Origin of the sequence: Pseudoalteromonas sp. NJ631 (genome assembly GCF_000276645.1) — a bacterium.
Classification (GTDB): domain Bacteria; phylum Pseudomonadota; class Gammaproteobacteria; order Enterobacterales; family Alteromonadaceae; genus Pseudoalteromonas; species Pseudoalteromonas piscicida.
Genome location: NZ_AKXJ01000016.1, coordinates 85,711 through 109,894, shown reverse-complemented (window position 1 = coordinate 109,894; position 24,184 = coordinate 85,711). Strand labels below are relative to the sequence as shown.

17 protein-coding genes are annotated in these 24,184 nt (G+C 43.0%); 8 read left to right on the top strand and 9 right to left on the bottom strand.

Annotated elements, in window-relative coordinates; all coding sequences use genetic code 11:
- Window positions 1–97 precede the first annotated feature (97 nt).
- Window positions 98–2,137 (bottom strand): oligopeptidase A, encoded by a 2,040-nt coding sequence (gene prlC / locus A587_RS0120335; protein ID WP_017219076.1) that lies wholly within the window; start codon window positions 2,135–2,137, stop codon window positions 98–100.
- Window positions 2,138–2,314: 177 nt separating this feature from the next.
- Between prlC and gorA the strand changes: the two genes are divergently transcribed.
- Window positions 2,315–3,673, top strand: coding sequence for a glutathione-disulfide reductase (gorA, locus tag A587_RS0120330; RefSeq protein WP_017219075.1), 1,359 nt, complete (start codon window positions 2,315–2,317; stop codon window positions 3,671–3,673).
- Between the two features lie 119 nt (window positions 3,674–3,792).
- Here gorA and A587_RS0120325 read toward each other — a convergent pair whose 3' ends face one another.
- The gene (locus tag A587_RS0120325; protein WP_017219074.1) at window positions 3,793–5,616 is read right to left on the bottom strand and encodes an alpha/beta hydrolase; all 1,824 of its coding nucleotides are present in this window, start codon (window positions 5,614–5,616) and stop codon (window positions 3,793–3,795) included.
- Window positions 5,617–5,747: 131 nt separating this feature from the next.
- Here A587_RS0120325 and A587_RS0120320 point away from each other — a divergent pair, with 131 nt between their 5' ends.
- A complete protein-coding gene (locus tag A587_RS0120320; protein ID WP_017219073.1) occupies window positions 5,748–7,721 on the top strand; it encodes a winged helix-turn-helix domain-containing protein in 1,974 nt (657 codons plus the stop codon).
- 56 nt (window positions 7,722–7,777) lie between these two features.
- Here the strand turns inward: A587_RS0120320 and rpmG are convergent, their stop codons facing one another.
- The 3 genes from rpmG to radC all read right to left on the bottom strand — a co-directional run bounded on the left by rpmG (window position 7,778) and on the right by radC (window position 9,315).
- Window positions 7,778–7,933 carry a 50S ribosomal protein L33 gene (gene rpmG / locus A587_RS0120315; RefSeq protein WP_010364212.1) on the bottom strand — a complete coding sequence of 52 codons (156 nt, stop codon included), beginning with the start codon at window positions 7,931–7,933 and terminating at the stop codon, window positions 7,778–7,780.
- Between the two features lie 11 nt (window positions 7,934–7,944).
- On the bottom strand, window positions 7,945–8,181 hold the full coding sequence (rpmB, locus tag A587_RS0120310; protein ID WP_010376746.1) for a 50S ribosomal protein L28: 237 nt from the start codon (window positions 8,179–8,181) through the stop codon (window positions 7,945–7,947).
- Window positions 8,182–8,640: 459 nt separating this feature from the next.
- The gene (gene radC, locus A587_RS0120305) at window positions 8,641–9,315 is read right to left on the bottom strand and encodes a RadC family protein (protein WP_017219072.1); all 675 of its coding nucleotides are present in this window, start codon (window positions 9,313–9,315) and stop codon (window positions 8,641–8,643) included.
- A 128-nt stretch (window positions 9,316–9,443) separates the two neighbouring features.
- Here radC and coaBC point away from each other — a divergent pair, with 128 nt between their 5' ends.
- The 4 genes from coaBC to A587_RS0120285 all read left to right on the top strand — a co-directional run bounded on the left by coaBC (window position 9,444) and on the right by A587_RS0120285 (window position 17,442).
- The gene (coaBC, locus tag A587_RS0120300; protein ID WP_017219071.1) at window positions 9,444–10,640 is read left to right on the top strand and encodes a bifunctional phosphopantothenoylcysteine decarboxylase/phosphopantothenate--cysteine ligase CoaBC; all 1,197 of its coding nucleotides are present in this window, start codon (window positions 9,444–9,446) and stop codon (window positions 10,638–10,640) included.
- A 157-nt stretch (window positions 10,641–10,797) separates the two neighbouring features.
- Window positions 10,798–11,385 (top strand): nucleoid occlusion factor SlmA, encoded by a 588-nt coding sequence (slmA, locus tag A587_RS0120295; protein WP_010376740.1) that lies wholly within the window; start codon window positions 10,798–10,800, stop codon window positions 11,383–11,385.
- 106 nt (window positions 11,386–11,491) lie between these two features.
- Window positions 11,492–14,263 carry a S9 family peptidase gene (locus A587_RS0120290; protein ID WP_017219070.1) on the top strand — a complete coding sequence of 924 codons (2,772 nt, stop codon included), beginning with the start codon at window positions 11,492–11,494 and terminating at the stop codon, window positions 14,261–14,263.
- Between the two features lie 266 nt (window positions 14,264–14,529).
- A complete protein-coding gene (locus A587_RS0120285; protein ID WP_017219069.1) occupies window positions 14,530–17,442 on the top strand; it encodes a TonB-dependent receptor plug domain-containing protein in 2,913 nt (970 codons plus the stop codon).
- 735 nt (window positions 17,443–18,177) lie between these two features.
- Here A587_RS0120285 and A587_RS0120280 read toward each other — a convergent pair.
- Together A587_RS0120280 and A587_RS0120275 are read right to left on the bottom strand one after the other, a co-directional pair.
- A complete protein-coding gene (locus A587_RS0120280; protein ID WP_010376734.1) occupies window positions 18,178–18,438 on the bottom strand; it encodes a hypothetical protein in 261 nt (86 codons plus the stop codon).
- A 123-nt stretch (window positions 18,439–18,561) separates the two neighbouring features.
- Window positions 18,562–20,751: a bifunctional diguanylate cyclase/phosphodiesterase gene (locus tag A587_RS0120275; protein WP_017219068.1), complete on the bottom strand. Its 2,190-nt coding sequence runs from the start codon at window positions 20,749–20,751 to the stop codon at window positions 18,562–18,564.
- Between the two features lie 220 nt (window positions 20,752–20,971).
- Between A587_RS0120275 and A587_RS0120270 the strand changes: the two genes are divergently transcribed.
- Both A587_RS0120270 and A587_RS0120265 read left to right on the top strand, forming a co-directional pair.
- Entirely contained in the window at window positions 20,972–21,454 is a 483-nt protein-coding gene (locus A587_RS0120270; RefSeq protein ID WP_026001075.1) for a hypothetical protein, read from the top strand.
- Window position 21,455: 1 nt separating this feature from the next.
- Window positions 21,456–22,334 carry a TIGR03899 family protein gene (locus A587_RS0120265; protein ID WP_017219066.1) on the top strand — a complete coding sequence of 293 codons (879 nt, stop codon included), beginning with the start codon at window positions 21,456–21,458 and terminating at the stop codon, window positions 22,332–22,334.
- A gap of 86 nt (window positions 22,335–22,420) precedes the next feature.
- Here the strand turns inward: A587_RS0120265 and A587_RS0120260 are convergent, their stop codons facing one another.
- Together A587_RS0120260 and A587_RS0120255 are read right to left on the bottom strand one after the other, a co-directional pair.
- Entirely contained in the window at window positions 22,421–23,182 is a 762-nt protein-coding gene (locus tag A587_RS0120260; protein WP_017219065.1) for a TIGR04219 family outer membrane beta-barrel protein, read from the bottom strand.
- 4 nt (window positions 23,183–23,186) lie between these two features.
- A complete protein-coding gene (locus A587_RS0120255) occupies window positions 23,187–24,173 on the bottom strand; it encodes a DUF2333 family protein (RefSeq protein ID WP_010376722.1) in 987 nt (328 codons plus the stop codon).
- Window positions 24,174–24,184: the final 11 nt, after the last annotated feature.

Genomic DNA, 24,184 nt, shown 5'->3' with positions numbered 1-24,184 from the left:
TAGAATAGTCAGAGATATTGAATTTGCTAACAAAAAGTCACACTTTCTAAGACAAAAAAAACGCCTTCAGAAGAAGGCGCTTGGAGTGGAAATATAACTAGGCGGCAATCCCGCTGTGGCGCAGCAACGCATCTACTTTTGGCTCTCGACCACGGAAGCGAGTAAACAGTACCATCGGCGCTTCTGATCCCCCCTTTTCAAGAATGTGATGCATAAATTCACGCCCAGTTTGCGGGTTAAATATCCCTTCTTCTTCAAACTTAGAAAACGCATCCGCAGACAGCACTTCTGCCCACTTATAAGAGTAGTAGCCCGCGCTATAGCCACCAGCAAAAATATGGCTAAAGCTATGCTGGAAGCGATTAAATTCAGGCGCTTTAACAACCGCAGTACGCTCACGCACCGCATTGAGCGTTGCTTGAATTTGGCAATCCGTATTTGGCTCAAAGTCTGCGTGAATATGAAAATCAAACAACGAAAACTCCAACTGACGTAGCATTTGCATGGCTGATTGGAAGTTCTTTGCCGCGAGTAATTTGTCTAACATTTCTTTTGGTAGCGGCTCACCCGTTTCATAGTGCCCTGAAATGAAGTTCAACGCTTCTTCTTCATAGCACCAGTTCTCTAAAAACTGACTTGGCAGCTCAACCGCATCCCATGCCACACCATTAATACCAGCAACTGGCGCTGCATCCACTTGCGTTAGCATGTGATGAATACCGTGACCAAACTCATGGAATAAGGTGGTTACTTCATTATGGGTAAATAGCGCAGGTTTATTGCCAACGGCTTTATTGAAGTTACACACTAAATAAGCGACAGGAGTCTGCAACGCACCATTTGCGCGTACTTTTCGGCCCATGCAGTCATCCATCCAAGCCCCACCACGCTTATGTTCACGGGCATATAGGTCGAGATAGAAATGACCACGTAACTCACCTTTATCATCGTGAATAGCAAAAAAGCGTACGTCTGGATGATAAGTATCAACGTCTTTAACTTCACTCACACGGATCCCAAATAGGCGATTTACGGTTTCAAATAAACCGGCAAGTACCTTATGCTCAGGGAAGTAAGGGCGCAGTGCCTCGTCAGAAATCGCATACTTAGCTTGTTTTAACTTTTCGCCATAATATGCGTAATCCCAAGGTTTTAGCTCACTTACACCGTGTTCTTTATTCGCAAAGTCACGAAGTTCAGCCACTTCTTGCTCGGCTTGTGGTTTTGACTTAGCGGCAAGATCATTCAAAAACTTAAATACTTGCTCTGGTGTCTCAGCCATTTTGGTTGCCAGTGATTTTTCTGCAAAACTAGAAAAGCCAAGCAACTGAGCCAGTTCGTGTCTAAGCGTAAGCGCTTCATGCATAATCGCTGAGTTATCAAACTCGCCAGCATTAGGCCCTTGATCCGAGGCGCGTGTTACAAACGCACGATAAGCTTCTTCACGGAGCGTTTGGCTATCTGCGTAAGTCATCACAGGAAGGTAAGAAGGAATATCTAGCGTAAATACCCAGCCCTCTAATCCTTTGGATTCGGCAGTATGGGCGGCGAGTGCTAAGGCTGATTCAGGTAGCCCAGTTAAATCAGACTCATCAGTAATATGCTTTTGCCATGTCTGAGTGGCATCCATTACGTTGTTGCCAAACTTTGATTCCAGCTCCGACAGTCGTGCCACAATTTCGCCATAGCGCTTTTGCTTCGCAGCTTCAAGCGCAATGCCAGAAAGTTGAAAATCACGCAGTGCATTATCCACCGACGTTTGCTGAGCAATCGTTAAGTTACCAAACTCAGCTGACTCTTTTACTGCTTTATAGGCTTCATATAGCCCCTGATGTTGGCCACTATAAGTCGAATATTCGGAGATTAATGGCAAACACTCATCATATGCTTTGCGCAGCGCGTCTGAATTGACCACTGAGTGCATATGCGACACTGGCGACCACATGCGGCTAAGTTTATCGTCCGCTTCTTCTAGCGGTAGTACAAAGTTGTCCCAGGTATAATTCGACTGCGCTAAAACAGTGTCGATAGTTTCACGACAGTGCGCGATGGCAGATTTTAATGCTTCAACAATATGTTCAGGCTTAATTTTCGAAAAAGGAGGCAATCCTTCTAGCCCGATTAATGGGTTACTCATGGGCACGCTCTTTATTTTCTAATCTAATATTGAGGTTGAAATAAGGGTGAATGACCGCATTTACAAGTATCTGAACAGATTTTTGCTTAATATCGGTCTTCGGTTGTGCACTTTTGCTATTTACTTAATATAAAGTAGTAGGGTTTAAGCAAAACAAATAATTGGCGAGGAATTTTTATGGCTCAACATTTTGACTATATCGCAATCGGTGGCGGTAGTGGTGGGATCGCATCTGCAAACCGAGCGGCGATGCGAGGTGCCAAGGTGGCATTAATAGAAGCAAAGCACTTAGGCGGTACTTGCGTAAACGTGGGCTGCGTTCCAAAAAAAGCGATGTGGCACGGCGCTCAAGTTGCTGAAGCCATTAAACTATACGCACCAGATTATGGTTTTGATGTTGAACTAAAGAACTTCGATTGGGGTAAGCTGGTAGAAAGCCGCGAAGCCTACATTGGCCGTATTCACCAAGGTTACAACGGCTACCTAGCGAAAAACGGCGTAACCGTGATCAATGGCTTTGCTAAGTTTGTTGATAACAACACTATTGAAGTCAATGGTGAGCACTACACTGCCGATCATATCAATATTACCGTCGGTGGCCGCCCAACGATCCCTAATATTCCAGGCGCTGAGCATGGTATCGATTCAAACGGTTTCTTTGAGCTTAAAGAGCAACCTCGCCGCGTAGCGGTTGTAGGCGCGGGTTATATCGCGGTAGAACTTGCGGGTGTATTGCACAGCTTGGGCACAGAAACCCACCTATTTGTTCGTAAGCACGCTCCACTTCGTAATTTTGATCCTATCTTGGTTGAAACCTTAACTGAGGTAATGGAAAAAGAAGGCCCAACGCTGCACACTCACGCAGTACCACAGTCAGTGACCAAAGAAGAGGATGGCTCAGTCACCTTACATCTTGAAAATGGTGAGTCTTACACCGTAGACAAACTGATCTGGGCAATTGGCCGTGAACCAATGACAGATCTTATCAACCTCGCTGCGACAGATGTAGAAACCACGTCTAGCGGCCATATTAAAGTCGACGAATGGCAAAACACCACAGCCAAAGGTATCTACGCGCTCGGTGATATTATGGATGGTGGCATAGAGCTGACTCCTGTTGCCGTGAAAGCAGGTCGAATGCTAGCCGAACGCTTATTCAATCCGGAATTGCCAAACGCAAAAATGGATTACGACTTAGTCCCCACCGTCGTCTTTAGCCACCCACCGATTGGTACCATTGGCCTAACAGAGCCGGAAGCGGAAGAGAAATACGGTAAAGACAATATCAAGGTCTATACCTCTACCTTTGCTGCAATGTACACCGCGGTCACTCAGCACCGCCAACCGTGTCGTATGAAACTTGTATGCGCAGGCCCAGAAGAAACCGTGGTAGGCCTACACGGCATCGGCTTTGCCGTAGATGAGATGATCCAAGGTTTCGCCGTCGCAATGAAGATGGGCGCAACCAAAGCAGACTTTGACTCGGTAGTCGCGATACACCCAACCGGCTCCGAGGAATTTGTCACCATGAGGTAACAGACTGATTTAAATATCAAATAATCTTTTAAAAATTAAACGCGAGCGGCAGACAAGCTCGCGTTTTTTTATATGTTAACTCAATGCTTCAAGCGTTCATCTAGCAAATTGGATAGGTGTCATTGGTTCGCAAGCTCAGTCAATGCCTGCTTGATAAGCTCAGGATGGGTAAATGGGATCAGGTGCTCAGTTGATGATATTGGTAAGTATTGCCCACCGCTGGTTTCAGCAACTTCTTGTGACCATTTTCTCCCCTCAGCCTCCCATTTTATTAGATTGGCTTTCACTTCCTCAGAGTCTGCATTGGCAATATCTAGTTTTTCAAACTCACTATCTATCACTGAAATCGGAATGCTGCTGTCTGGCTGCCAATTTCTTACTAACTCCAAGTCATCATGGTAGTTTATCATTTCGTGTACTCGAGTAAGTTGAGCTGCAACACTATGACGGGTTTGCATGATGTGATTGAAATATTGCCAATCCATGTAGTCTGCAAACTCACTCCCTTCAAGCAGAGCTTCAATGTGCGCCTGTTCTTCAGCTATTTTTCCATCCATTTTTTCTTGCCAATTACCGGCAGCAACATGATCAATCAAGTCTTGTCCGTATTGACGATAAACATCAACTGGGTAACCTTGATACTGAGCAATAGAATGTGGCAGTAAAATATCTGGGTCTAACCACAACATGCTTGCTATCTTTTGCTTAAATTCCTGTGATTTTTGCATCGCAATTAGCGGCACTGAATTACTATTTGCGTAACTCAGCAAATGCACATCACTGAGATTGAGCTTTTCAAATAGTACTGGAAGGTCGTGTGCAAATTTATTCATGGAAGGCGTGTCATCTACACTACTTAACCCCTGCCCTAGCCTATCAATGACGTAAACATTAAAACTGTCTGCCAAGTAAGGCTGTAGTAACGCGAACCAAGCACTGTCACTATGAAAATGCATATTCGCACCCGAGAGCATGACCACAGTTGGTCTATCAGTGTGCTGTTTTAATTGTCGAACATGGTAATAACCGTTGTTTACTGAGATAAGATCAGAACCTTGGGGCAGTGCATAACGACTTGTCGATTCAAAAAATGTCATTATCGATTCGGTGGTATGGACAGGTGGTAAATTCCAACTATGATGAGCCCCGTCTACACTAATTAGCTGCGTTTGAATATTGCGATTAGGATAGTGAGTTAACGTCACGCCTTCCGCTATTTCTTCATCAACAGATAAAGCAGCCTCATAATTTAAGTTAGCAATAATTTTAATCGCTTGAGGTGACGAGAGTAGCCCAAAATTTGCGTGACTTTTGCCATTATAAGGCAATACTGAGTCTGCTTTACCGTGCATAATTCGGTAGTTTGTAGGTGTCGAAAAATTACAGCTATCACCTAATTGGTAGGACATAGGTGCTGCAACCGTTACTATCGCATTAAACGTCCCCGAGCGGTTACATAATAGGTTTTGTACAAATAACCCGCCTTGAGAAAAGCCAGTCGCATAAATTTCACCGTCAATGACATCATATTTGGCTTTTATTTCCGCAATCATCTGATCAACAAAGCCTAAGTCATCTACACCTAAACGATGTGCCTTGTTACAACCACAGCCTTCATTCCACTCTTCATTTTTTGATTTGGGATAAACGACGATATAATCATCGCTTTGCTCATGTAGCTTGGTTAAACCTGCCATACCGTAAGCAGTGCCACCAGAACCATGAAAGGCTAACATCAGCTTGTACGCTTTATGCGACTTTTCAATCGGCTTCATATAATAGTAACGCCCATTGAGTTGATGAACCTCTAAACCATTTACGGGCTTTAACACTCCATCGTCATTGCTTGACGCCTTTTTGCTGTCGCTACTGCTGCCACAACCCGCGACTAAAGCTGCGAGTGTTAAACCTAACGCCTGTTTTAAAAACATTCGACTTGTCATGTTAGCCATTCCTATTTTATTGTTTTCATGTACTCTAAATACTTTGAAAAAGGCCGCGACGAATTCACATGAAATCGTTGTGAGGAATTCCTTACCAATAAATATAAACAATATAATCAAAGGGATAATAAATGCGCTATGAGATTGCAGCCATTCGGTTTGATACGGTTAATCGAACGCTGACAAGTAGCACAGACTCCATCAGACTTGAGCCTAAGCCATACTTATTGCTACAAACCTTAATTGCTGCAAATGGTAATGTTGTTTCGCGCGATAAACTCATTGCAGAAGTGTGGCGAGGTCGCGTAGTCACAGAAAGCGCAATCAATAAAGCCGTGTCGACGTTGCGCCAGTATATGAATAAATTAGATGGTAAAACTGAGTATATAGAGACTATCCCTACCCTTGGATACCGACTGATTCCCGCGGTCACAAGTCATACTCCGGCAACAATAAATAAGACCAGCTCCCAGATCGCGCCACTTTTAGGTGTTTCTCTACTTATTACCAGCGTATGTGCATTTATTGCCTATCAGTTCATGCAGCCAGCGCACAATAACGAACCACTCCTACCACAAAAATTAACGGGCCAGAGCGGTATTGAGCTGCAGTTAAGTAGCGCGCCAAAATATAAAAGCTTTAGTTACCTGCATCCTACCGACACTCAGCAGTCGGAGCTGTGGCTCAATCACAACGAGCAACATAGAAAGCTGTTTTCAGGCAACATCAGCGCACAAGCCTTAAGCTCAGACGCCAAACACATCGCCTATATTGACGATAATAATGGCTGTACCGTGAAACAGTTTGATATCGCGCAGGCACAGCACACTACGCTATTTTATTGCCAGCCTATCGAAAACATTAAACTAATATGGGGCGCAAATCCGCACGAAATCATTTATCGAAAACGCACAAATATACATAGTGGATACGGCCTTTACCGTTTCGATTCGAATACAAAGCAACATAGTCAGCTAACGCTTCCTCCAATCTCAGGAAACCTTAGAGGCGATCATCTATTTAGTTTATCTACAACTAAAGACCAACTCGCCGCCGCACGCTATCTTGGAGAAGATAAGCACGAACTGACGGTGTACGATTACCCAAGCATGTCAGTAAAGAGCACCGTTAAGTTACCTTATAATCTCACGGCACTAACTTGGTCTGCCAGCGGACAATCTATTTACTTTAGCGCAGGTAGTAGCGTTTATCGCGCTGATATAAAATCGAGTAAAGCAGAACTGCTTCACAAGCTCACAGCACCAATCGAAAGCCTAGTATTACAAGATAGCAATGAGACCCTGCTCTTTAACCAATATAAGTTAACTAGCCTAATTCACCTTTTCGACGCATCGGATCAAACCTTTTCACCACTTGTTGATAATCAGGCATTGAATCGCTTACCTCGCGCAAATCAAATGCCGCGAGTTTGGTATATTTCGGATCACGGCGCGCATTCCGCTTTATGGTCTATCGACACTGAAACACAACAACACACTCAAGTTGACTTGCCTCACATATTTAATTTTCAGCGCTTTCAACTTAACCACGATGCCTCAACAATACTGTATGAATATCAAGACGCTATTTACCAGTTTGCTATCAACAGCCAAAAAACAACACAACTTATAAGTCCTGAGCTTAAGCCTTACGTTGCCAATTACAGCCAAGATAACAACGAAATCATTTACAGCAGTGAACGTTCTGGTAGTTGGCAGTTATGGTCTCTAAATCTAATAACAAACCAACATCAGCAACTTACAACACAAGGTGGCTACAGCGGCTACAAGCTTAATAATGTGTTGTATTTTACCAAGTTTACACAACCCGGAATTTGGCAACTGGAAGACGGGCTAGAGTCTGTAGTTGTGACGGATGTACCAGTGAGAAATTGGTTGAATTGGCGACTCAGAGATAATGCGCTTTACTATGAAAAAGACAAAAGTATTTGGCGATTTGACCTGAAGACTAAACAAGAAAAGTTGTATTTCACCCCGCCACAACGATTTATTGGACAGTTTGATATATTGCAAAATGGCGATGTGATTTTCAGTGAGCTGAAGCAACCAAGTGGTGAGCTTTGGCAATTAACCGTGAAAAATTAAAGTACAAAAACAAAAAACCCAGCCGAGGCTGGGTTTTTATTGATTCTTGAAACGAATTACTTGATTTTCGCTTCTTTGAAGATCACGTGTTTACGAACCTTAGGGTCGAACTTTTTGATCTCCATTTTTTCAGGCATGTTACGCTTGTTCTTGTCGGTAGTGTAGAAATAACCAGTACCAGCAGTTGAAACTAAACGGATCTTATCACGCATGATTCAGCTCCTTAAACTTTTTCGCCGCGAGCACGGATATCTACTAATACCGCGTCGATGCCTTTTTTATCGATAATACGCATACCTTTAGTAGTAGTGCGTAGAGAAACGAAACGCTTTTCGCTTTCAACCCAAAAACGGTGTGTTTGTAGGTTAGGTAGGAAGCGACGCTTAGTAGCGTTGCGCGCGTGCGAACGGTGGTTACCAACCACTGGGCGCTTACCTGTAACTTGACAGACTTTAGACATGTCTATGTATCTCCAATAACTTCGCTCGAGCTTAATTTTCCCTTAAAGGCCTTTTAACTGCGTGCCCTAGGTAAAATCAAAGGGCGCTCTTTATACAGTATCTACAGGCAGAGATCAAGGTTCTGATCCTACTGAAATCAGCTCATGGGTAAATTTGATAGCGGCCAATTATAATGATCCGAAGCCCACTAGGAAAGTAAAAACTGCATTTAAATTGAACTAATTTATAAAATTTATACAAATATGCTGATTTAACGAGCAAATTTCTTTTTTGGCCCTTTGTCGATGGTGATTTTGACTGTCTAATTTTCGTGCTTATGCGTATATTTGGGCAGCAATACTCCACCAGCTACCTCACACTTCGAGTAAAAGTTGAGTGTTCAAGCTCCATTCCACTTTGCTCAGTTCGAAAGGACAGCTTGAGAAAGCAAAACCCACCTGATAAAACAGCAGCTCAGCTTAAATCAGTCCTCGTTCGGCAAACGAAATACAATGACTTCCAGCGACGATTAAATGATCAAGCACATTAATATCAACCAATGCCAAGCCTTGCTGCAATTTTTTCGTAATGAGTTTATCCGCTTCGCTGGGCTCTGCCACGCCCGATGGATGGTTATGGGCAAAAATCACAGCTGCACTATGGTATTTGAGTGCCGCCTTTACTACTTCTCTTGGATAAACCGAAGCTGCGTTAATTGTGCCGTGAAACAACACTTCATCTTTTATCAGACGATTTTGGTTGTCTAGATATAGCACCATAAACACTTCATGCCCAAGCCCCCGTAGTTGAGCACTCAAATAGTCACGTACCGCTGTCGGGTTTTGAAATACCGTTTCTCTTAAGCACTCTTCTTTTAGATAACGCCGGCTTAGCTCTAAAACGGCCTGTAACTGAGTATATTTGGCAACGCCTAAGCCTTTTAACGCTGAAAACTCTTCTAACGAGGCATTGAATAAACGCTGTAACGTTTGCTGTTCTTGCAACAAGGATTCGGCAAGCTCTATGGCATTTAATCCTTTGATCCCTGTGCGTAAAAAGATAGCCAATAACTCGGCGTTGGATAACGCCTCAGGGCCTTGTTCTATTAACTTTTCTCTTGGCCGTGCGGATTTGGGTAAGGCTGATATTTGCATCCTACTATTCCTTATATTTGTATGTCTCCTTGACTAAATTAAGCTTAGCGGGTGATCACGATTATTCAAAAGCAAACACAGACTGTGATATCTTTAGTTTATTGATACTGTGATCGTATAAAACAAACATGCAAAGAAATAAACGCCTCTTACTTGGGATCAGCGGTGGTATCGCTGCTTACAAATGCGCAGAACTTGTTCGCCGCCTAAAAGAACAGCAAATAGATGTCAAAGTGGTGATGACTGAGTCTGCCAAGCACTTTATCACGCCACTGACAATGCAGGCGGTCTCTGGTGAAATCGTTTCTGACTCTTTGCTTGACCCACAAGCAGAAGCATCAATGGGCCATATCGAATTTGCAAAATGGGCAGATCTAGTGCTGGTTGCTCCTGCGACCTCGAATATCCTCGCCAAAATGGCGGCAGGTATTGCGGATGATTTACTGACCACATTACTGCTCGCAACGCCCGCGCCTGTTGCCGTAGCGCCGGCAATGAATCAACAGATGTATGCACATCTATCGACTCAAGCAAATCTCAATACCCTTACTTCACGCCATGTCCAAATCTGGGGACCCGGTAAAGGCGAGCAAGCCTGCGGAGATGTAGGCGCAGGACGCATGCTTGAACCTCACGAGTTGGTACAACTGTGTTTAACTGCACTTCGCCCTACTGAGCAAGTATTAGCAGGAAAAACGGTAACTATCACCGCAGGACCGACACGCGAAGCATTAGATCCGGTACGTTTTATTACTAACCACAGTTCAGGAAAAATGGGCTTTAGCCTTGCCGAGGCGGCAAAAGCCTTAGGCGCAACCGTAAACCTGATCGCAGGGCCGGTTTCACTAAATACCCCCACAGGAATTACTCGAGTTGATGTAGAAAGTGCTGAGCAGATGCAACAGGCCGCACTCGAATATGCAGTACAGTCGGATATTTTTATCGGCTGCGCCGCAGTCGCTGATTACCGAGCAGCCAACGTTGCCGAACAAAAAATTAAAAAGCAAGGCGATGAAATCACACTTACACTGGTCAAAAACCCCGATATTATCGCCACTGTCGCAGCACTAAAACAGTCTCGTCCTTATACCGTTGGCTTTGCCGCTGAGACGCAGAATGTCGCCGAATATGCGCAAGGAAAATTGGTAAATAAAGGGCTGGATATGATCTGTGCGAATGATGTGTCGGATAGCACAGGTGGTTTTAATTCAGATAACAACGCATTGACCCTATATTGGAAAAAAGACCGACTTGAACTCCCTCACTCTAGCAAAAAAGAGTTAGCACTCACTGTCATGCAAGCTATTGCCGAAAAGATAAAATAACCTTCATGTAAAAGACTGGAAAGAAACTGAATAAAACATTAACATGATACCCCGATAACGTGTAAACGAGTCGGGGTTTGCACTTCTGCGCATCACTCTCTGTGCTTAATAAACCCGACAAAAACAATATAACAATTAGAAAAATAAGGGAAATTTCATGCCAGCGACAAAACGTAGTAATCGCAAAGAGCAAATTCTTCAATCACTCGCACAAATGCTGGAAACCAGCCCGGGACAGCGTATCACCACAGCTAAACTCGCTGCTGAAGTCGGGGTTTCAGAAGCTGCGCTTTACCGCCACTTTCCAAGTAAAGCGAGAATGTTTGAGGGGCTTATTGAGTTCATCGAAGATACGTTACTGTCACGCATTAATTTAATCCTAGAAAACGAAAAAGAAACTCGTAACCGGATCTACAACATTCTTACTCTACTCCTAGCCTTTGCAGAGAAAAATCCTGGGATCACGCGTATTTTAACGGGTGATGCACTACAAGGTGAGCAAGAACGTTTACGTGAACGAGTGCAAAGCTTATTTGAAAAGCTTGAGACACAATTCAAACAAGTATTAAGAGAGCGTAAATTGAGAGAAGGTAAGGCGTTCACGAGTGAAGAAAGTGTTCTGGCTAACCTATTCTTAGCTTTTGTTGAGGGTAAGATGAACCAGTTTGTCAGAAGTGACTTTAAAGCAAAACCAACCGCGCAATTTGATAAACAGTGGGTTGAGCTTGAGAAAATCTGGCTTTAAGCACCTGCGGCTAGCCGCTTAAATACATCCGCACACCGCAGAGCATTTTAGTTTCACCGTTAAAAGTGATAAAAACATCATAAATACATACTAAAATGCTCTAAATATGACTCTAAAACTCTCTCTCTTAAGCGCAGCACTTTTTAGTGTAAGCAGCTTAGCAGCTAAGCCCAGCCTTGAATTTAAAGATGTTTTTGATTTTCGTTACCCTCAGGGTACGGTGATCTCCGAACAAGGCACATTCCTCGGCCTAAGTGCAAAGCCTTACCGTGGTGACAGCGAAGGCCAAGTGTATTCTCTCAATAATAAAGCACTGATTGCATCGGTTCCCCGTGGCACGAATCCAGTTATTAATAAAAGTGGTCAATGGGTTGGCTTTACCCAACGCCCTACCCTACTTGAAAAAGAAACGGCAGATAAAAAGAAGAAGAAAACACTAAAAAACAACTTAGTGTTGGTGAATACCACAACTAAGGCCCAGCAAACCTTTAGCTCGGTTAAAGATTATCAACTTTCAGATGATGGCCTATGGCTGGTGTACCGTGAGGATGCAAAAAAAGGCGACAACAAATCAGACGCAAAAGCGAATACAGACGAGCAAACGGATGAACTCAAAATCAGTGCAGATAAAGGCGACGACACCTTAACGCTTGTGGTACTGAATCTTTCTAACAATGAGAGCACTCGCTATGACGACATCGCAGCATACAAAGTAGCACCAAATAGTAACGCGATACTGGTCAATCAGCGCAGTGAAGACGGCAGTAAAAACCGTGTGGCCGTTATTGACTTAGCAAGCAATCAAATCACAAGTCTTATTGATGAGCCCGGTGTGACTTTAGGAGACATTGCTTGGCAACCCAATTCTCAACATGTCGCTTTTTATTTAGGTAATTATGTCAACGATGACAAGCGCCGCCGCGACTACCAACTCAAATTATGGTCTCCAACAAGCAATAAAATAACCGACATCCACAACCCAAGCGGTTGGTTTTCAGGTAAGACAGCATCAATCAAATGGTCTGAAGATGGCTCACGACTGTTTTTTGAAAATCGTCCACAGCTTGAAGAAAAAGCCAAAGTGCTTAAATACACAGATGAAAGCTCACTTTTTGATTACGATACCATTCGCCAGCAAAAAGGCTTAAAGGTTTGGCACAATGCCGATCCTGAAATCAAAACTCGAGAAATAAAAACATGGAATGAAAGCCGTCGAGATCAACATTATCAAGCGGTTTATCATATTAATGGCGAGCGTATAGTACAGCTTGAAAACCTTCAAGTGCCTGCTATTTCATTGCGCACAAACGCAAATTTTGTGCTGGGCAGCGACGATACTCCCTACCTAAAGCAGATTATGTACAAAGGCTTCTATCGCGACTACTACAGCGTTGATATCAGCAGTGGTGATAAACAACTCATTGTTAAAGAAAGTTCAAATCGCCCTACCGTCGCGCCTGATGGTAAACATGCGGCCTATTTCGACGGTGAACAAGTCTGGTTGAAATCGCTATCCACACAACAGCTTACCCCGGTCAGCAAAGCGGTTAAAAACGCACTGTTTGCTGATGATAAACATGATAAACCAGAACCAAACGAAGGGTTTGGATTTGCTGGTTGGCAGCTCGATGGTTCGACGCTCTACGCCTACAGTAAATATGATATTTGGGCATTTGATACCAAAACGGCAAAAGCAACTCGACTAACTGACGGCTATAAGACCCAAACACAATACCGCATTGAGTATAAAGATAAGGACAAACTAGGCTTTAACCCAGACGATACCTTACTGTTAAGTGCGCACAACCTCGAAAATAAACAAACGCATATTGCAACGCTTTCCCTACAAGATAACAAGTTGCAAACTGTTTTGTCTGGCGAAGCTAAATATGGTGTTGTGAGAAAAGCCAAAGAGGCGGAAACTTATATTTTCACAAGACAGTCTTATCAAGAATTTCCTGATTATTGGATCTCAGATAGCAGCTTTAATAACCCGACAAAACTCACAGATTTAAATCCACAGCAGCAGACATTTGCTTGGGGCCAAAAACCTGAACTTGTGAAGTACAAAGGCTACGATGGCGAAGATCTTCAAGGCGTGTTAATCAAACCGGCTGATTATAAAGCTGGTGATAAAGTGCCAGTGGTGATTTACTTCTACCGCTATATGAGCCAGCGCATGTATGACTTCCCGAAAATGGAGTTAAATCACAGACCAAACCTGCCAATGTATACCTCAAACGGTTATGCGATATTCTTGCCTGATATTCGTTTTGAAATCGGCCACCCAGGGCGCTCTTCAACACAAACCATGATCAATGCAGCACAAGCGCTGATTGATACAGGTGTTGCGGATCCGGATAAAATTGGCTTACAAGGCCACTCTTGGGCTGGTTACCAAAGTGCATTTATGATCACACAGACAGATATGTTTAAAGCGGTTGTGTCTGGCGCGCCAGTATCTAATATGACCTCTGCGTTCAGTGGGATCCGTTTAGAATCGGGTCTTGCAAGACAGTTCCAGTACGAAACAGGCCAAAGCCGTATTGGTAAACCGCTAACAGAAGCGCCTGAATTATATATAGAAAACTCTCCAGTGTTTTACGCAGATAAAGTAAACACGCCAATTTTGATCATGTTTGGTGATAACGACGGCGCAGTGCCTTGGCAAGAAGGTATTCAATACTATTTAGCCTTAAGAAGACATGATAAAGACGCTATTTTCTTGCAATACGAAGGTGAACCGCACCATCTGAAAAAGCTGCCAAATCAGCTAGATTATTCAATTCGTATGAAAGAATACTTTGATTATCACCTGAAAGGATTGCCACCAGCAGAGTGGATTCAATCCGGTGAAGCATTTATCACTGAAGAGTAAGCAACTCCACAGGTATTCATCGTCAAGGACACCATCGCGGTGTCCTTTTTTTGGCAACAATTTACTCATTCCTTTGTTTTACTTTCATCTAGAAATGTTTTGTTTCAACTTTCATCCGTATAATTTCGTTATAAAAAAGCTCATATCTCCATTACATTTGACGGTTTTACAAACGAACCATTGAACTTTCAGTAGATGCGTTGTAAGTTCTATGTTGCAGGAACATTTTCCTACTCTGCTAATAAATAAATAAATAAGGAAATAAGATGAAACTTTCTAACCTATCAGCAACGATCAGGCTATCTCTACTGGCTTGTTCAACGCTGACTGCAGGCGTATCAGGTATCGCCCACGCTGAAGAAACAGATGCCAACGCTACTAATAGCGTAGAACGAATTGAGGTTACAGGTACTCGTATCAAGCGAGCTGCCATGACCGGTGCGAGCCCTGTAACAAGTGTTACGGCCGAAGACATTAAAGTTGCAGGTATTACTAGGGTAGAAGATCTACTCAACGATATGCCTGCAATCTTTGCTGACCAAACTTCAGGCCAAGCAAATGGAGCTACAGGTACCGCAACAGTAAACCTTCGTAACTTAGGCACAGAACGTACATTGGTACTCGTTAATGGACGTCGCTTGCCTTCTGGTTCTCCTGTTGCTGGTGGTATCGGTGCTGACCTTAACCAAATCCCAGCAGCTTTAGTTGATCGTGTCGATGTGTTAACTGGTGGTTCGTCAGCAACATACGGCTCAGACGCTGTTGCTGGTGTTGTAAACTTTATCATGAAAGACGACTTTGAAGGCTTCCAAGTTGAGTATCAAGGTAGTGTTTATCAACATGATAACGACCACAAAGACATGCAACGAGCACTAAAAGACAGAGGCTTCCCGGTACCTGACGGAAGTCAATGGGATGGCGACACCCATGATATCTCTCTGACTTTTGGTGCAAACTCTGCAGATGGCCGTGCTAACATCACAGGTTACGCGACTTGGCGTGATATCGAAGAGGTGACACAGGATAACCGTGACTACAGTGCCTGTGCTATGAATATAAACGCGACAGGTACACGTGTCTGTGGTGGTTCAGGAACAATTCCAGATGGCCGTATTACCGATTTCGATACCTATGACTACAAAGTATCTGGTACCGATCTAGTTCCTACAGCTGGCACAGTATACAACTACGGCCCACTAAACTATTTCCAACGTCCAGACAAACGTAAAACATTTGGTTTACTGGGTCACTATGATTTTAACGACAACCATACGTTTTATGCTGAGTTTAACTACATGGACAACCGCACAGTGGCTCAGATCGCACCTTCTGGTTCATTCCTGAATCAAGTTGATATTAGCTGTGATAACCCACTACTTTCAGCTTCACAAAGAAATACGCTTTGCGGACCTGATGGTGTTGCAACAGATGGTGTTGTTAAGGGTGCTTTCATCGGTAAACGTAATGTTGAAGGTGGCCCTCGTCAAGACGATATTCGCCATACCTCAACTCGTTTTGTACTAGGTGTTCGCGGTGAAATCGATGACAACTGGAGTTATGATGCGTATATGAACTTTGGTAACGTATCATATGCTCAGACTTACCAAAACGACATGTCTACAACCAGAATCATTCGTTCATTACAAGCAACAACAGATGATGACGGTAACGTGGTATGTAAGTCAGTTGTAGATGGTAGCGATCCAACCTGTATTCCTTGGAATATTTTCGATCCAGCGAACATCACTCAAGAGCAAATCGACTATCTAACTATGCCTCTATTTGCTCGTGGTGACACGAGAACAAAACAAATTAGTGGTTATGTTACTGGTGACCTTACTGAGTACGGTGTTGTAGTACCTGGTACTTCCACTGGTGTGGGCGTGGTATTTGGTCTTGAGCACAGAAAAGAGTCGCTAGACTTCAATCCGGATCAAGGCTTCCAGTCGGGTGACGGTGCAGGTCAAGGTGGTCCAGTTCTTGGCGTAAGTGGTGAATTTGACGTCAATGAATTCTTTACTGAATTTAACGTACCTTTAGTTGAAGACTCTGAATTTGCTGATTATATTACTTTAGAGTTAGCTTACCGCTACTCTGATTATTCAACGGATAAAACAACTAACACCTATAAAGGTGCATTTGATATCCGCGTTAATGACCAACTTGGTTTGAGAACAAGCTTCCAACGCGCAGTGCGTGCAGGTAACGTACGTGACCTATTCAGATCTGCTGGTTTAGGTTTGTTTAACTGGGAAGATCCATGTGGTGGCGCGAATCCAACTTTAACTGTTGAGCAGTGTGCCAGAACAGGTCTTGATCCATCTAAATATGGTTCTAACGCACTAATCAACCCAGCAGGTCAATACAATAGTATCACTGGTGGTAACCCAGACCTAGAGCCTGAGAAATCAGATACTATCTCGTTTGGTATTCTATTATCTCCTGAAGCCATTGAAGGTTTAGACATTGCGATTGACTACTTCGACATTACTGTTGAAGACGCAATTCAAGAAATCCCTGAAGCAACAATCTTCAATCAATGTGCGATTAATGGTAACGACGAGTTCTGTGGACTTATTAACCGTGGTCCAACAGGCTCATTGTGGCTAGGCCAGGATGCGATCACTGCGATTGATACCAACATTGGTAGCGTAGAAACAAGCGGTATCGATTTTGATGCATCATACCGTTATAACCTACCTGATGATATGGGTCTTTTACGCTTCAAGCTAATCGGTACATGGCTAGATAAGTTTGCAACTCAAAACTTACCAGGTGGTGATATTGACGATTGTGCTGGTCGTTGGGACAGAGCGGTATGTGAATACCCAGTTCCTGACTTTAAGTCAAACTTCTCAACAACTTGGGTAACACCTTGGGATGCAAACGTTACAGCAACCTATCGTTATGTAAGTGAAGTGAAGGAATTCGCACGAAATGACGACGGTCAAGTAATCGATGGACCAGTTCCAATGACTGCGCGTGACTACGTTGATATTGCAGTAACATGGAATGCTTCTGATAACCTGCAATTCCGCGGTGGTGTAAATAATATCTTTGATAATACTGCTCCACTAGTACCAAATGGTCCTGCAGGCCCAGCAAATGGTAACACTTACCCTGGTTTCTATGATTCTTTGGGTCGCTATATCTTCGCAGGTTTCACATTTAGACTGTAGTCTAAAGCCCGCAAGATTTAGTCGTAATTATGAGCCCCCGCAAGTTTAACGCTGCGGGGGCTTTTTTAGTTTAACGTCACTCTCACCACTGTTTAATAATGATGCCTAGAAGGCAAATATCTGTTAACCACTCATCTGACATCAAAGCTTTTTTAATAAGGTGAGCTATTTTTGAGGTTAGAAAGTCTTGTCGCTTGCTCCGCATCCAGCTAGCAGCAAGGCACCTAGTTGTTCTAAAAAAGAAGTTTTTAACTCAGCTAGCGTCAGATTTTTCTCTCACATCGAGTGGGTATTAAGACTATTTGGTATTAAAACATGAGATACCATGCATACAATAATATCTATCACCGCTAACGTTCATACACCGTAATCACAATTAAATAACCTGGGCTTCGGATAATTAATGCCTTTCTAGCAGCCAGTTTTAGCGCTAACTGCGTTGAATTCACTTCCAATAGCCAGCTATTGGTGCATAAATTCGCCTTGTTATCCCTAAAACTGTCTGGCTAGATAAGGGGATAATTTAATGTGTTATTAAAAACAATGAGTTAGCTCATTCCTTATCCAAACCTCAGGTTAAATAAGTGGAGATAGTCAGGAAAGATAAAGCGTAATTTAAACTTGAGAGAAAGAAAGGTAATTGCTCTAAAAGAGGAGTTTTCAGCGCAATTCGCAACTGTTTCCTCAATTAGAGCAAATAATTAGACTGCTCGTGCTAGTCTAACAAAGCAATATTTACTGACCGCCCTGGACGCCAACAGTACTCTGCTGACGGTTAAGCATGTCTTTTGCCGCACGTCGATCATGCTCGATCTGATCTTTAGTACGACATCTTCGTTTTGTAAACTTACTACCAGTGATGATATCTTGCTTACAGTATAAATCATCTTGATTTTTAGCTATCGTGCTCTCATTATTGTTTTTTGCCGACTCGGTCGTTGAATTACAACCCGTCAGAAGCACCAATAGGACAACACAAACTCCTGCGATTTTCATAGCAAATCCCTTATTATTGATAATACAAAGTACCTAAGTACATTTAAGAACGGAGTGTTCAAACTTTAGTCTAATCAACATTACAAAGAAAAGCAATTGCACCGATTTTAACAACACAATTGTCTAATTTGATTCTAAAAATTCAAGCAAGTCTCGCTCAGGCATTGGCTTTGCTAATAAAAATCCCTGTACCTCATCGCAGCCGAGCTTTTGTAGCACAGTCATTTGCTCTTCTGTCTCAACACCTTCCGCAATGGTTTTTAGGCCAAGATGCTGCCCTAAAGAGATGACAAGATCGGCAATAGCACCGCTGTCATCATGAGGAATATCTTTGACAAAAGCACGGTCGATTTTAAGCCGTGCTAAAGGAAGCTTTTGCAAATAGCTCAAAGAAGAAAATCCAGTACCAAAGTCATCAATAGCCACCTCAACACCAAATTCTTGTAACTCTTGGAGTGTATTGATCACCGAGTTTACCTCATCCATGACTACACTTTCTGTCACTTCAAGCTCAATATGCTTAGGCTCCACATTAAACGACAAGATAGTGTCCTTAACCTGCTGTGCATAGTTTGGCACCTTAAACTGCGGCACAGAGACGTTAACAGCAATGCTAAGCTCACCGAATCCCTGTTGCTGCAAAGTTGCCTGCAACTGACAGGCTTGTTCTAATACCCATTGGCCAATTTCGACAATAAGCCCTGCATTTTCCGCAAGCGGAACAAAAATCGCAGGGGAAATATAATTCCCGTTTCCAGAAGGCCAACGCAACAAAGCCTCACAGCCAATCACCTTGCGATCAGCAATAGAAAACTGAGGCTGATACCAGACCTCGAGTTTTTTCATCTCAAAATCTTGCCTGAGCTGTCTTATTAACCCCAGCTTCCAAGCCATTTTTTCTTCTAAATCTGGGGTATACCAATCCAGTGGAATACTCGACTGTTTTGCTTGGTTAAGCGCAATATACGCAAGTTTTAAGGTCTCTATTCCTTGCGGTTGGAAGTCTTCTTGACGGCACACTCCAATATGAAAGTGCATAGTCAACAAATGCTCCCCGACATGGTAGGGCACGCACAAGTTATCAATAAAAGACTCTTCATCAAACTGCGACTCTGGCATTAAAAAGCCAAACACATCCGCACCTATACGTGAAATTAACTGGGCCTCAGGAAACTCAATACTAATTCGCTCAGCAACTCCTAATAACAACAAGTTCCCAACTTCTTGGCCTAACCCGTTATTGATGTCAGAAAATTGAGCAATATCAACAAGAATAAAAACGAGCGACTGTTGTTGGTTAAAGTAAGACTCTATTTTCTCGATAAAATTAGCGCGATTAGGCAGTTTGGTGAGATTATCTTTGTAAGCAACCTCACGTAATTCATTGAATAGCTTAATATTATCAAGACCAACACCAACGTTCGTTAGGAATATCTCAGCAAACTTCAATTGCGCTTCCGATGGCTCAACCTCTAGCTCTAAATAAATGGCTGCTTTTTTGTTTTTGCTTTCAAGTAAGAAGGTAATGTCATGCGCGGTAGATTGGTGGGATTCGGTATCAATACAGTTTTGCACTTGCATGATGACACGACCATTATCAAGCTGCTCTATACCATGACCAAAGAATTCACGGTACTGCTCGCTACCGCCAAACACCCTTAAATGCATATCATCATCTAGGTAGCCACTCACTAAGCCTTCGCCTGACGCATCTAAAATATTTGCCAATTGGGCAACGACCGCTGATGCAAAGGAACCCATATCGGTATGACCGAGTATAGCGCGAGAAGCTGAAAGGATTTGCTCTAATGCGTGGCTTTGCGCTTCGAGCTCACAAATTTGTTGATAAGAACGGATAGCGGTAAGTAAAGAAGTAACCAGTTTGCTGCGGGTGAGTTCTGTCTTCATTTTATAATCGTTAATGTCGAACTCACGAATGATCTTTTCTTCCGGTGCATAACCCGGTTGACCTGTACGCATAATAATACGTACTGCCATATTTTTGATCTCTTCGCGCACTCGACGCACAACGTTAAGACCTGCGTCGTCGGTTTCCATCACTACATCGAGTAAAAGGATACTGATATTATTTTGTTCTTTTAAAATCTCAATGGCTTCTTTGCCGGAATAGGCGTGAAAAAACCTGAGCTTTTTGCCCCAAAACTCTAAATTAGACAGCGCAAGTTTAGTAACAGAATGGATCTCTGGATCATCATCAACGACTAAGACATCCCAAAAAGCACTTGTAGTTTCTTCTTCTTGAGTAACTTCTTCGTGCTCTGCAAACAAATAATCTTCTTGCTCAGGTGCCATGTTTTACCCTTTAAATCCGCACTACTCTTTAATTATAGGCACTGATTCACTCCAGTGTTTACCATCTTACAAAATATGGTACATTTTTACTATTACAGTTCTGTTTGATTAACATACATGAAATATTATAGTCGAGCATAGAACAAAATAGATGATTTAGCATACTTTTTACCAAAGAGGATTCTGTATCAAACGTTTATCTACTCCTATTAGAATGCTGATGATTTTGGCACTTGTCATTGTGATTGCTGGTTTAGCGATGCCACACCATTATAAAGTGGTAAAAAGCACCGATATTTCTGCAAATAACACAACACTCTCTCCATTGGTATTATCCCATTGGCCAGCATTATTTAATTGGCAAGCAACCGAAGACATCCACTTTCGTATTTTGCCAAAAAAGCAACGAGTGGGAGGCTCAGCTGTGTTAGTGCATCCTTGGGGAGAAGCTGAAATGACCATCACCAAAATCAACGAACAGAGTTTAGAGCTGTCATTACATGTAGACGATGAACATTTAGCCAAAATCAGCCTTAATTTGTTGACCGTTCAGGCCGATAAAAAACTGACCATCACGATTGAAGGAAGAGCCAATACGCCGTTTATTGGCAGTTTTATCGCACTTTTTATGCAGCAGTATTTACAGCAACTAACTAACTCTGCAGTGAACCATATGCACACACTATATAAACTACGAGCTTGATATGGCAGTCAAAAATGCACAAGTAAAGTCAGCCTTAGCGCTTTCGATTGAAGAAAAGCTCGGCTACCCCATGGTGAAACGGATCACACCGCTTGTCACTCAAAATGACCGTTATCAGTCTGATAAAAATAAAGACAACCAATACACGGTGCGAACTGAGCACGGTACACTAAAACGCGCTCTAAAGCGCCAACAACTAATCAAAATCCAGCGCCAGCAAAATCTTGAGGCCATTATGGGCATGGCACTTACTCTATGCCCCGAGGTTACCGCCCGAGGTCGCCCCGATCCCGATTGGTTGGAGCACTTCATCACCCTTGCAGAAGACATTGCCAATCACTCTATGCAAAAGTTGTGGGCAAAGATATTAGTGGGTGAAAGTATTACACCCGGCACTTTTTCAATTAAAAGTCTGCAAACCCTAAAGATGATGACCCAGCGTGAAGCAACCGCTTTACAAAGATGTGCACCATTGTGTGGTTACTTAGAAAAAGAAGACAGCTACCTTATTCTTCATGGATACTATAAAAAGCCGTCTATTTTTGATTTGCTACGTAAAGGCAGCACCGAATCCATCAACTTAAGCCAAGCTGGGCTGAACTTCCCAAATATACTTACGCTGATGGACATTAATATCCTTTATCGGCAAGAAATTGAGTCCGCATCGCTACAAAAAGGACAGTCAATGCAGCTGGTGTATTTACGTAAAAAAATGACCTTAACGGCCAAATCCAATGACTTGGTACTGAGCTATTACAAGTTGACGCAAACCGGAGACGAGCTAAAAAAACTACTCCAAAGCCCAATCAATAAACAATACAAGCAACTTGTAGAAAAGGCCTTTGAAAGCGAATTTTCTCTCGAGTGGGAAGATAGGTAAAGAAGTTGTTCTATTTACTCAACACAAACCAAAACGGCTTGGCCGATCACTCGCACCAAGCCGCTAAAGGAGTAAACTACACTATCTTAGAAATGTAGTTGGATCCCTGCAAATGGACCAGAGACATCTAAGTCAGTGTAGATATCATCGATATCATCTAGCTCAAGTACCATAGAGCGGTAACCCACTTTTACCGCCACATCAACAGCCATATTGTCGATAAACTCATAAGCGATACCAATTTGATAATCTTGGATTTTGCTGTCATCAATTGCAAGCATGCTGCCTTCGGCAAAAACACTTAGCCCTGTAAGTGGTAAACCCACTTCACCGCGCAAATAACCTAGAGGAACAAAGCCTGAGAATTCAACTTCTTCTTTGCGTGTTTGACCATTTGCAGTACCAGTTACCATGATAGAACCGTCAAACTGCTTAAAGTTCACACCAAAGTCTAACGTCAACAAGTCATTGTCTAGCACTTCGTAATACAATGTGTAGTCGATGTGGTTTAGATCTGCGTTTGTTGTCGCATCAGTACCTACCGTATAAACTTGGCCACCAAAGTCAAAAGACTCCGTTAACGTCGTTTGACCATTTAACTCAAGCTCGGTATAGCGTAACTTGATATTTGGTACCAGCGGTACTGGGTGCTCAAGTGCAGCATAGAAACTCGTAAAAGTTTCATCGTCAAAGTTAAAGGTTTGCATATTGCCTTTTTCAGCAAAGCTACCTTCGGTTTCGGTATCCCACCCTTCTGCACCGACATAAAGCCCGAGTACCGTGTCTGCGTGTGCAGCAGGTGCTAAGCAAGCGAGAGATAATGCCGCTGCTAAAAAGTGTTTTTTCATGATGTTATCCTTGCGCTAAAAGTTCACTAAGTTCGATGAGAGCCGCATTGGCTCGCGAAATATAATTTGCCATAACCAGAGAGTGGTTCGCTACCAAGCCAAAGCCACTGCCGTTTAACACCATAGGGCTCCACACCGTCTCTTGAGTCGCCTCTAACTCTCTGATGATCTGCTGTAGGCTGACAAGTGCATTTTTCTTTTCAAGCACAGGTCTAAAGTCATGCTCTACTGCTTTCATATAGTGCAGTAACGCCCACGTGGCGCCTCTGGCTTCATAAAATACATCATCAATCTGCCACCAAGAGGTTTTCACCATATTATGGCTTGGCGTCATGGTTGCTTGATCAGCTGCCGAATCCCCAGCTAAATCGGTATTTAATCTGTCTTGACCTACGCTTGCACTTAATCTTTGGCTTAGACTGCCCATGCGCTTTTCGGCCTCTTTTAGCCAAGCTCTCAAGTTATCAGCACGCGCATAAAACTGACTGTCGCGGTTACTATTATCAGAGATTTGAGTCAAATACTGACGTAGTAAGTCATTGCCTTTTTGATATTCACCTTCAGCACTTGGCCACATCCACGCTGTTGAACTGATATTAAACTGTGGTTGTGCTAGCTTTAAACTTGGGTGTTCAGTCGATTGAGATTGTGAACGACTAAAATCTTTACGCATCGAAAGTGTAAGATCTCGTGTCATCTCAAGCACGCCGTATTCCCAAGCAGGCATGTTATCCATCATTACGCTTGGTGGCATCATGTCATTCGACAAGTAACCACCTGGCTTATTTAAAAGCGTATCTGTCACTTTAATCAAGGTATGTGTCGTTACATATCCAGTGACTAATGTATTGCCATTTTTCTGCGCATCCGCTTTTGCTGCTGCGACGACGTCAAACTGCTCTGGTTCCACACTCCAATACACGGCTATAACATAACCCAGAAGTATGACAGCGATAATGCCAGAGATGATTTTTCCCGTATGATTTCCCATTTAATACCTCA

Excerpts from the sequence above, each read along its gene's own strand:
- A587_RS0120285 (WP_017219069.1), top strand. The coding sequence starts at position 14,530 with ATGAAACTTTCTAACCTATCAGCAACGATCAGGCTATCTCTACTGGCT.
- gorA (WP_017219075.1), top strand. The coding sequence starts at position 2,315 with ATGGCTCAACATTTTGACTATATCGCAATCGGTGGCGGTAGTGGTGGG.
- A587_RS0120325 (WP_017219074.1), bottom strand. The coding sequence starts at position 5,616 with ATGACAAGTCGAATGTTTTTAAAACAGGCGTTAGGTTTAACACTCGCA.
- A587_RS0120275 (WP_017219068.1), bottom strand. The coding sequence starts at position 20,751 with ATGGCACCTGAGCAAGAAGATTATTTGTTTGCAGAGCACGAAGAAGTT.
- coaBC (WP_017219071.1), top strand. The coding sequence starts at position 9,444 with ATGCAAAGAAATAAACGCCTCTTACTTGGGATCAGCGGTGGTATCGCT.
- prlC (WP_017219076.1), bottom strand. The coding sequence starts at position 2,137 with ATGAGTAACCCATTAATCGGGCTAGAAGGATTGCCTCCTTTTTCGAAA.
- A587_RS0120320 (WP_017219073.1), top strand. The coding sequence starts at position 5,748 with ATGCGCTATGAGATTGCAGCCATTCGGTTTGATACGGTTAATCGAACG.
- A587_RS0120270 (WP_026001075.1), top strand. The coding sequence starts at position 20,972 with ATGATTTTGGCACTTGTCATTGTGATTGCTGGTTTAGCGATGCCACAC.
- rpmG (WP_010364212.1), bottom strand. The coding sequence starts at position 7,933 with ATGCGTGATAAGATCCGTTTAGTTTCAACTGCTGGTACTGGTTATTTC.
- A587_RS0120265 (WP_017219066.1), top strand. The coding sequence starts at position 21,456 with ATGGCAGTCAAAAATGCACAAGTAAAGTCAGCCTTAGCGCTTTCGATT.
- slmA (WP_010376740.1), top strand. The coding sequence starts at position 10,798 with ATGCCAGCGACAAAACGTAGTAATCGCAAAGAGCAAATTCTTCAATCA.
- rpmB (WP_010376746.1), bottom strand. The coding sequence starts at position 8,181 with ATGTCTAAAGTCTGTCAAGTTACAGGTAAGCGCCCAGTGGTTGGTAAC.
- A587_RS0120280 (WP_010376734.1), bottom strand. The coding sequence starts at position 18,438 with ATGAAAATCGCAGGAGTTTGTGTTGTCCTATTGGTGCTTCTGACGGGT.
- A587_RS0120255 (WP_010376722.1), bottom strand. The coding sequence starts at position 24,173 with ATGGGAAATCATACGGGAAAAATCATCTCTGGCATTATCGCTGTCATA.
- A587_RS0120260 (WP_017219065.1), bottom strand. The coding sequence starts at position 23,182 with ATGAAAAAACACTTTTTAGCAGCGGCATTATCTCTCGCTTGCTTAGCA.
- radC (WP_017219072.1), bottom strand. The coding sequence starts at position 9,315 with ATGCAAATATCAGCCTTACCCAAATCCGCACGGCCAAGAGAAAAGTTA.
- A587_RS0120290 (WP_017219070.1), top strand. The coding sequence starts at position 11,492 with ATGACTCTAAAACTCTCTCTCTTAAGCGCAGCACTTTTTAGTGTAAGC.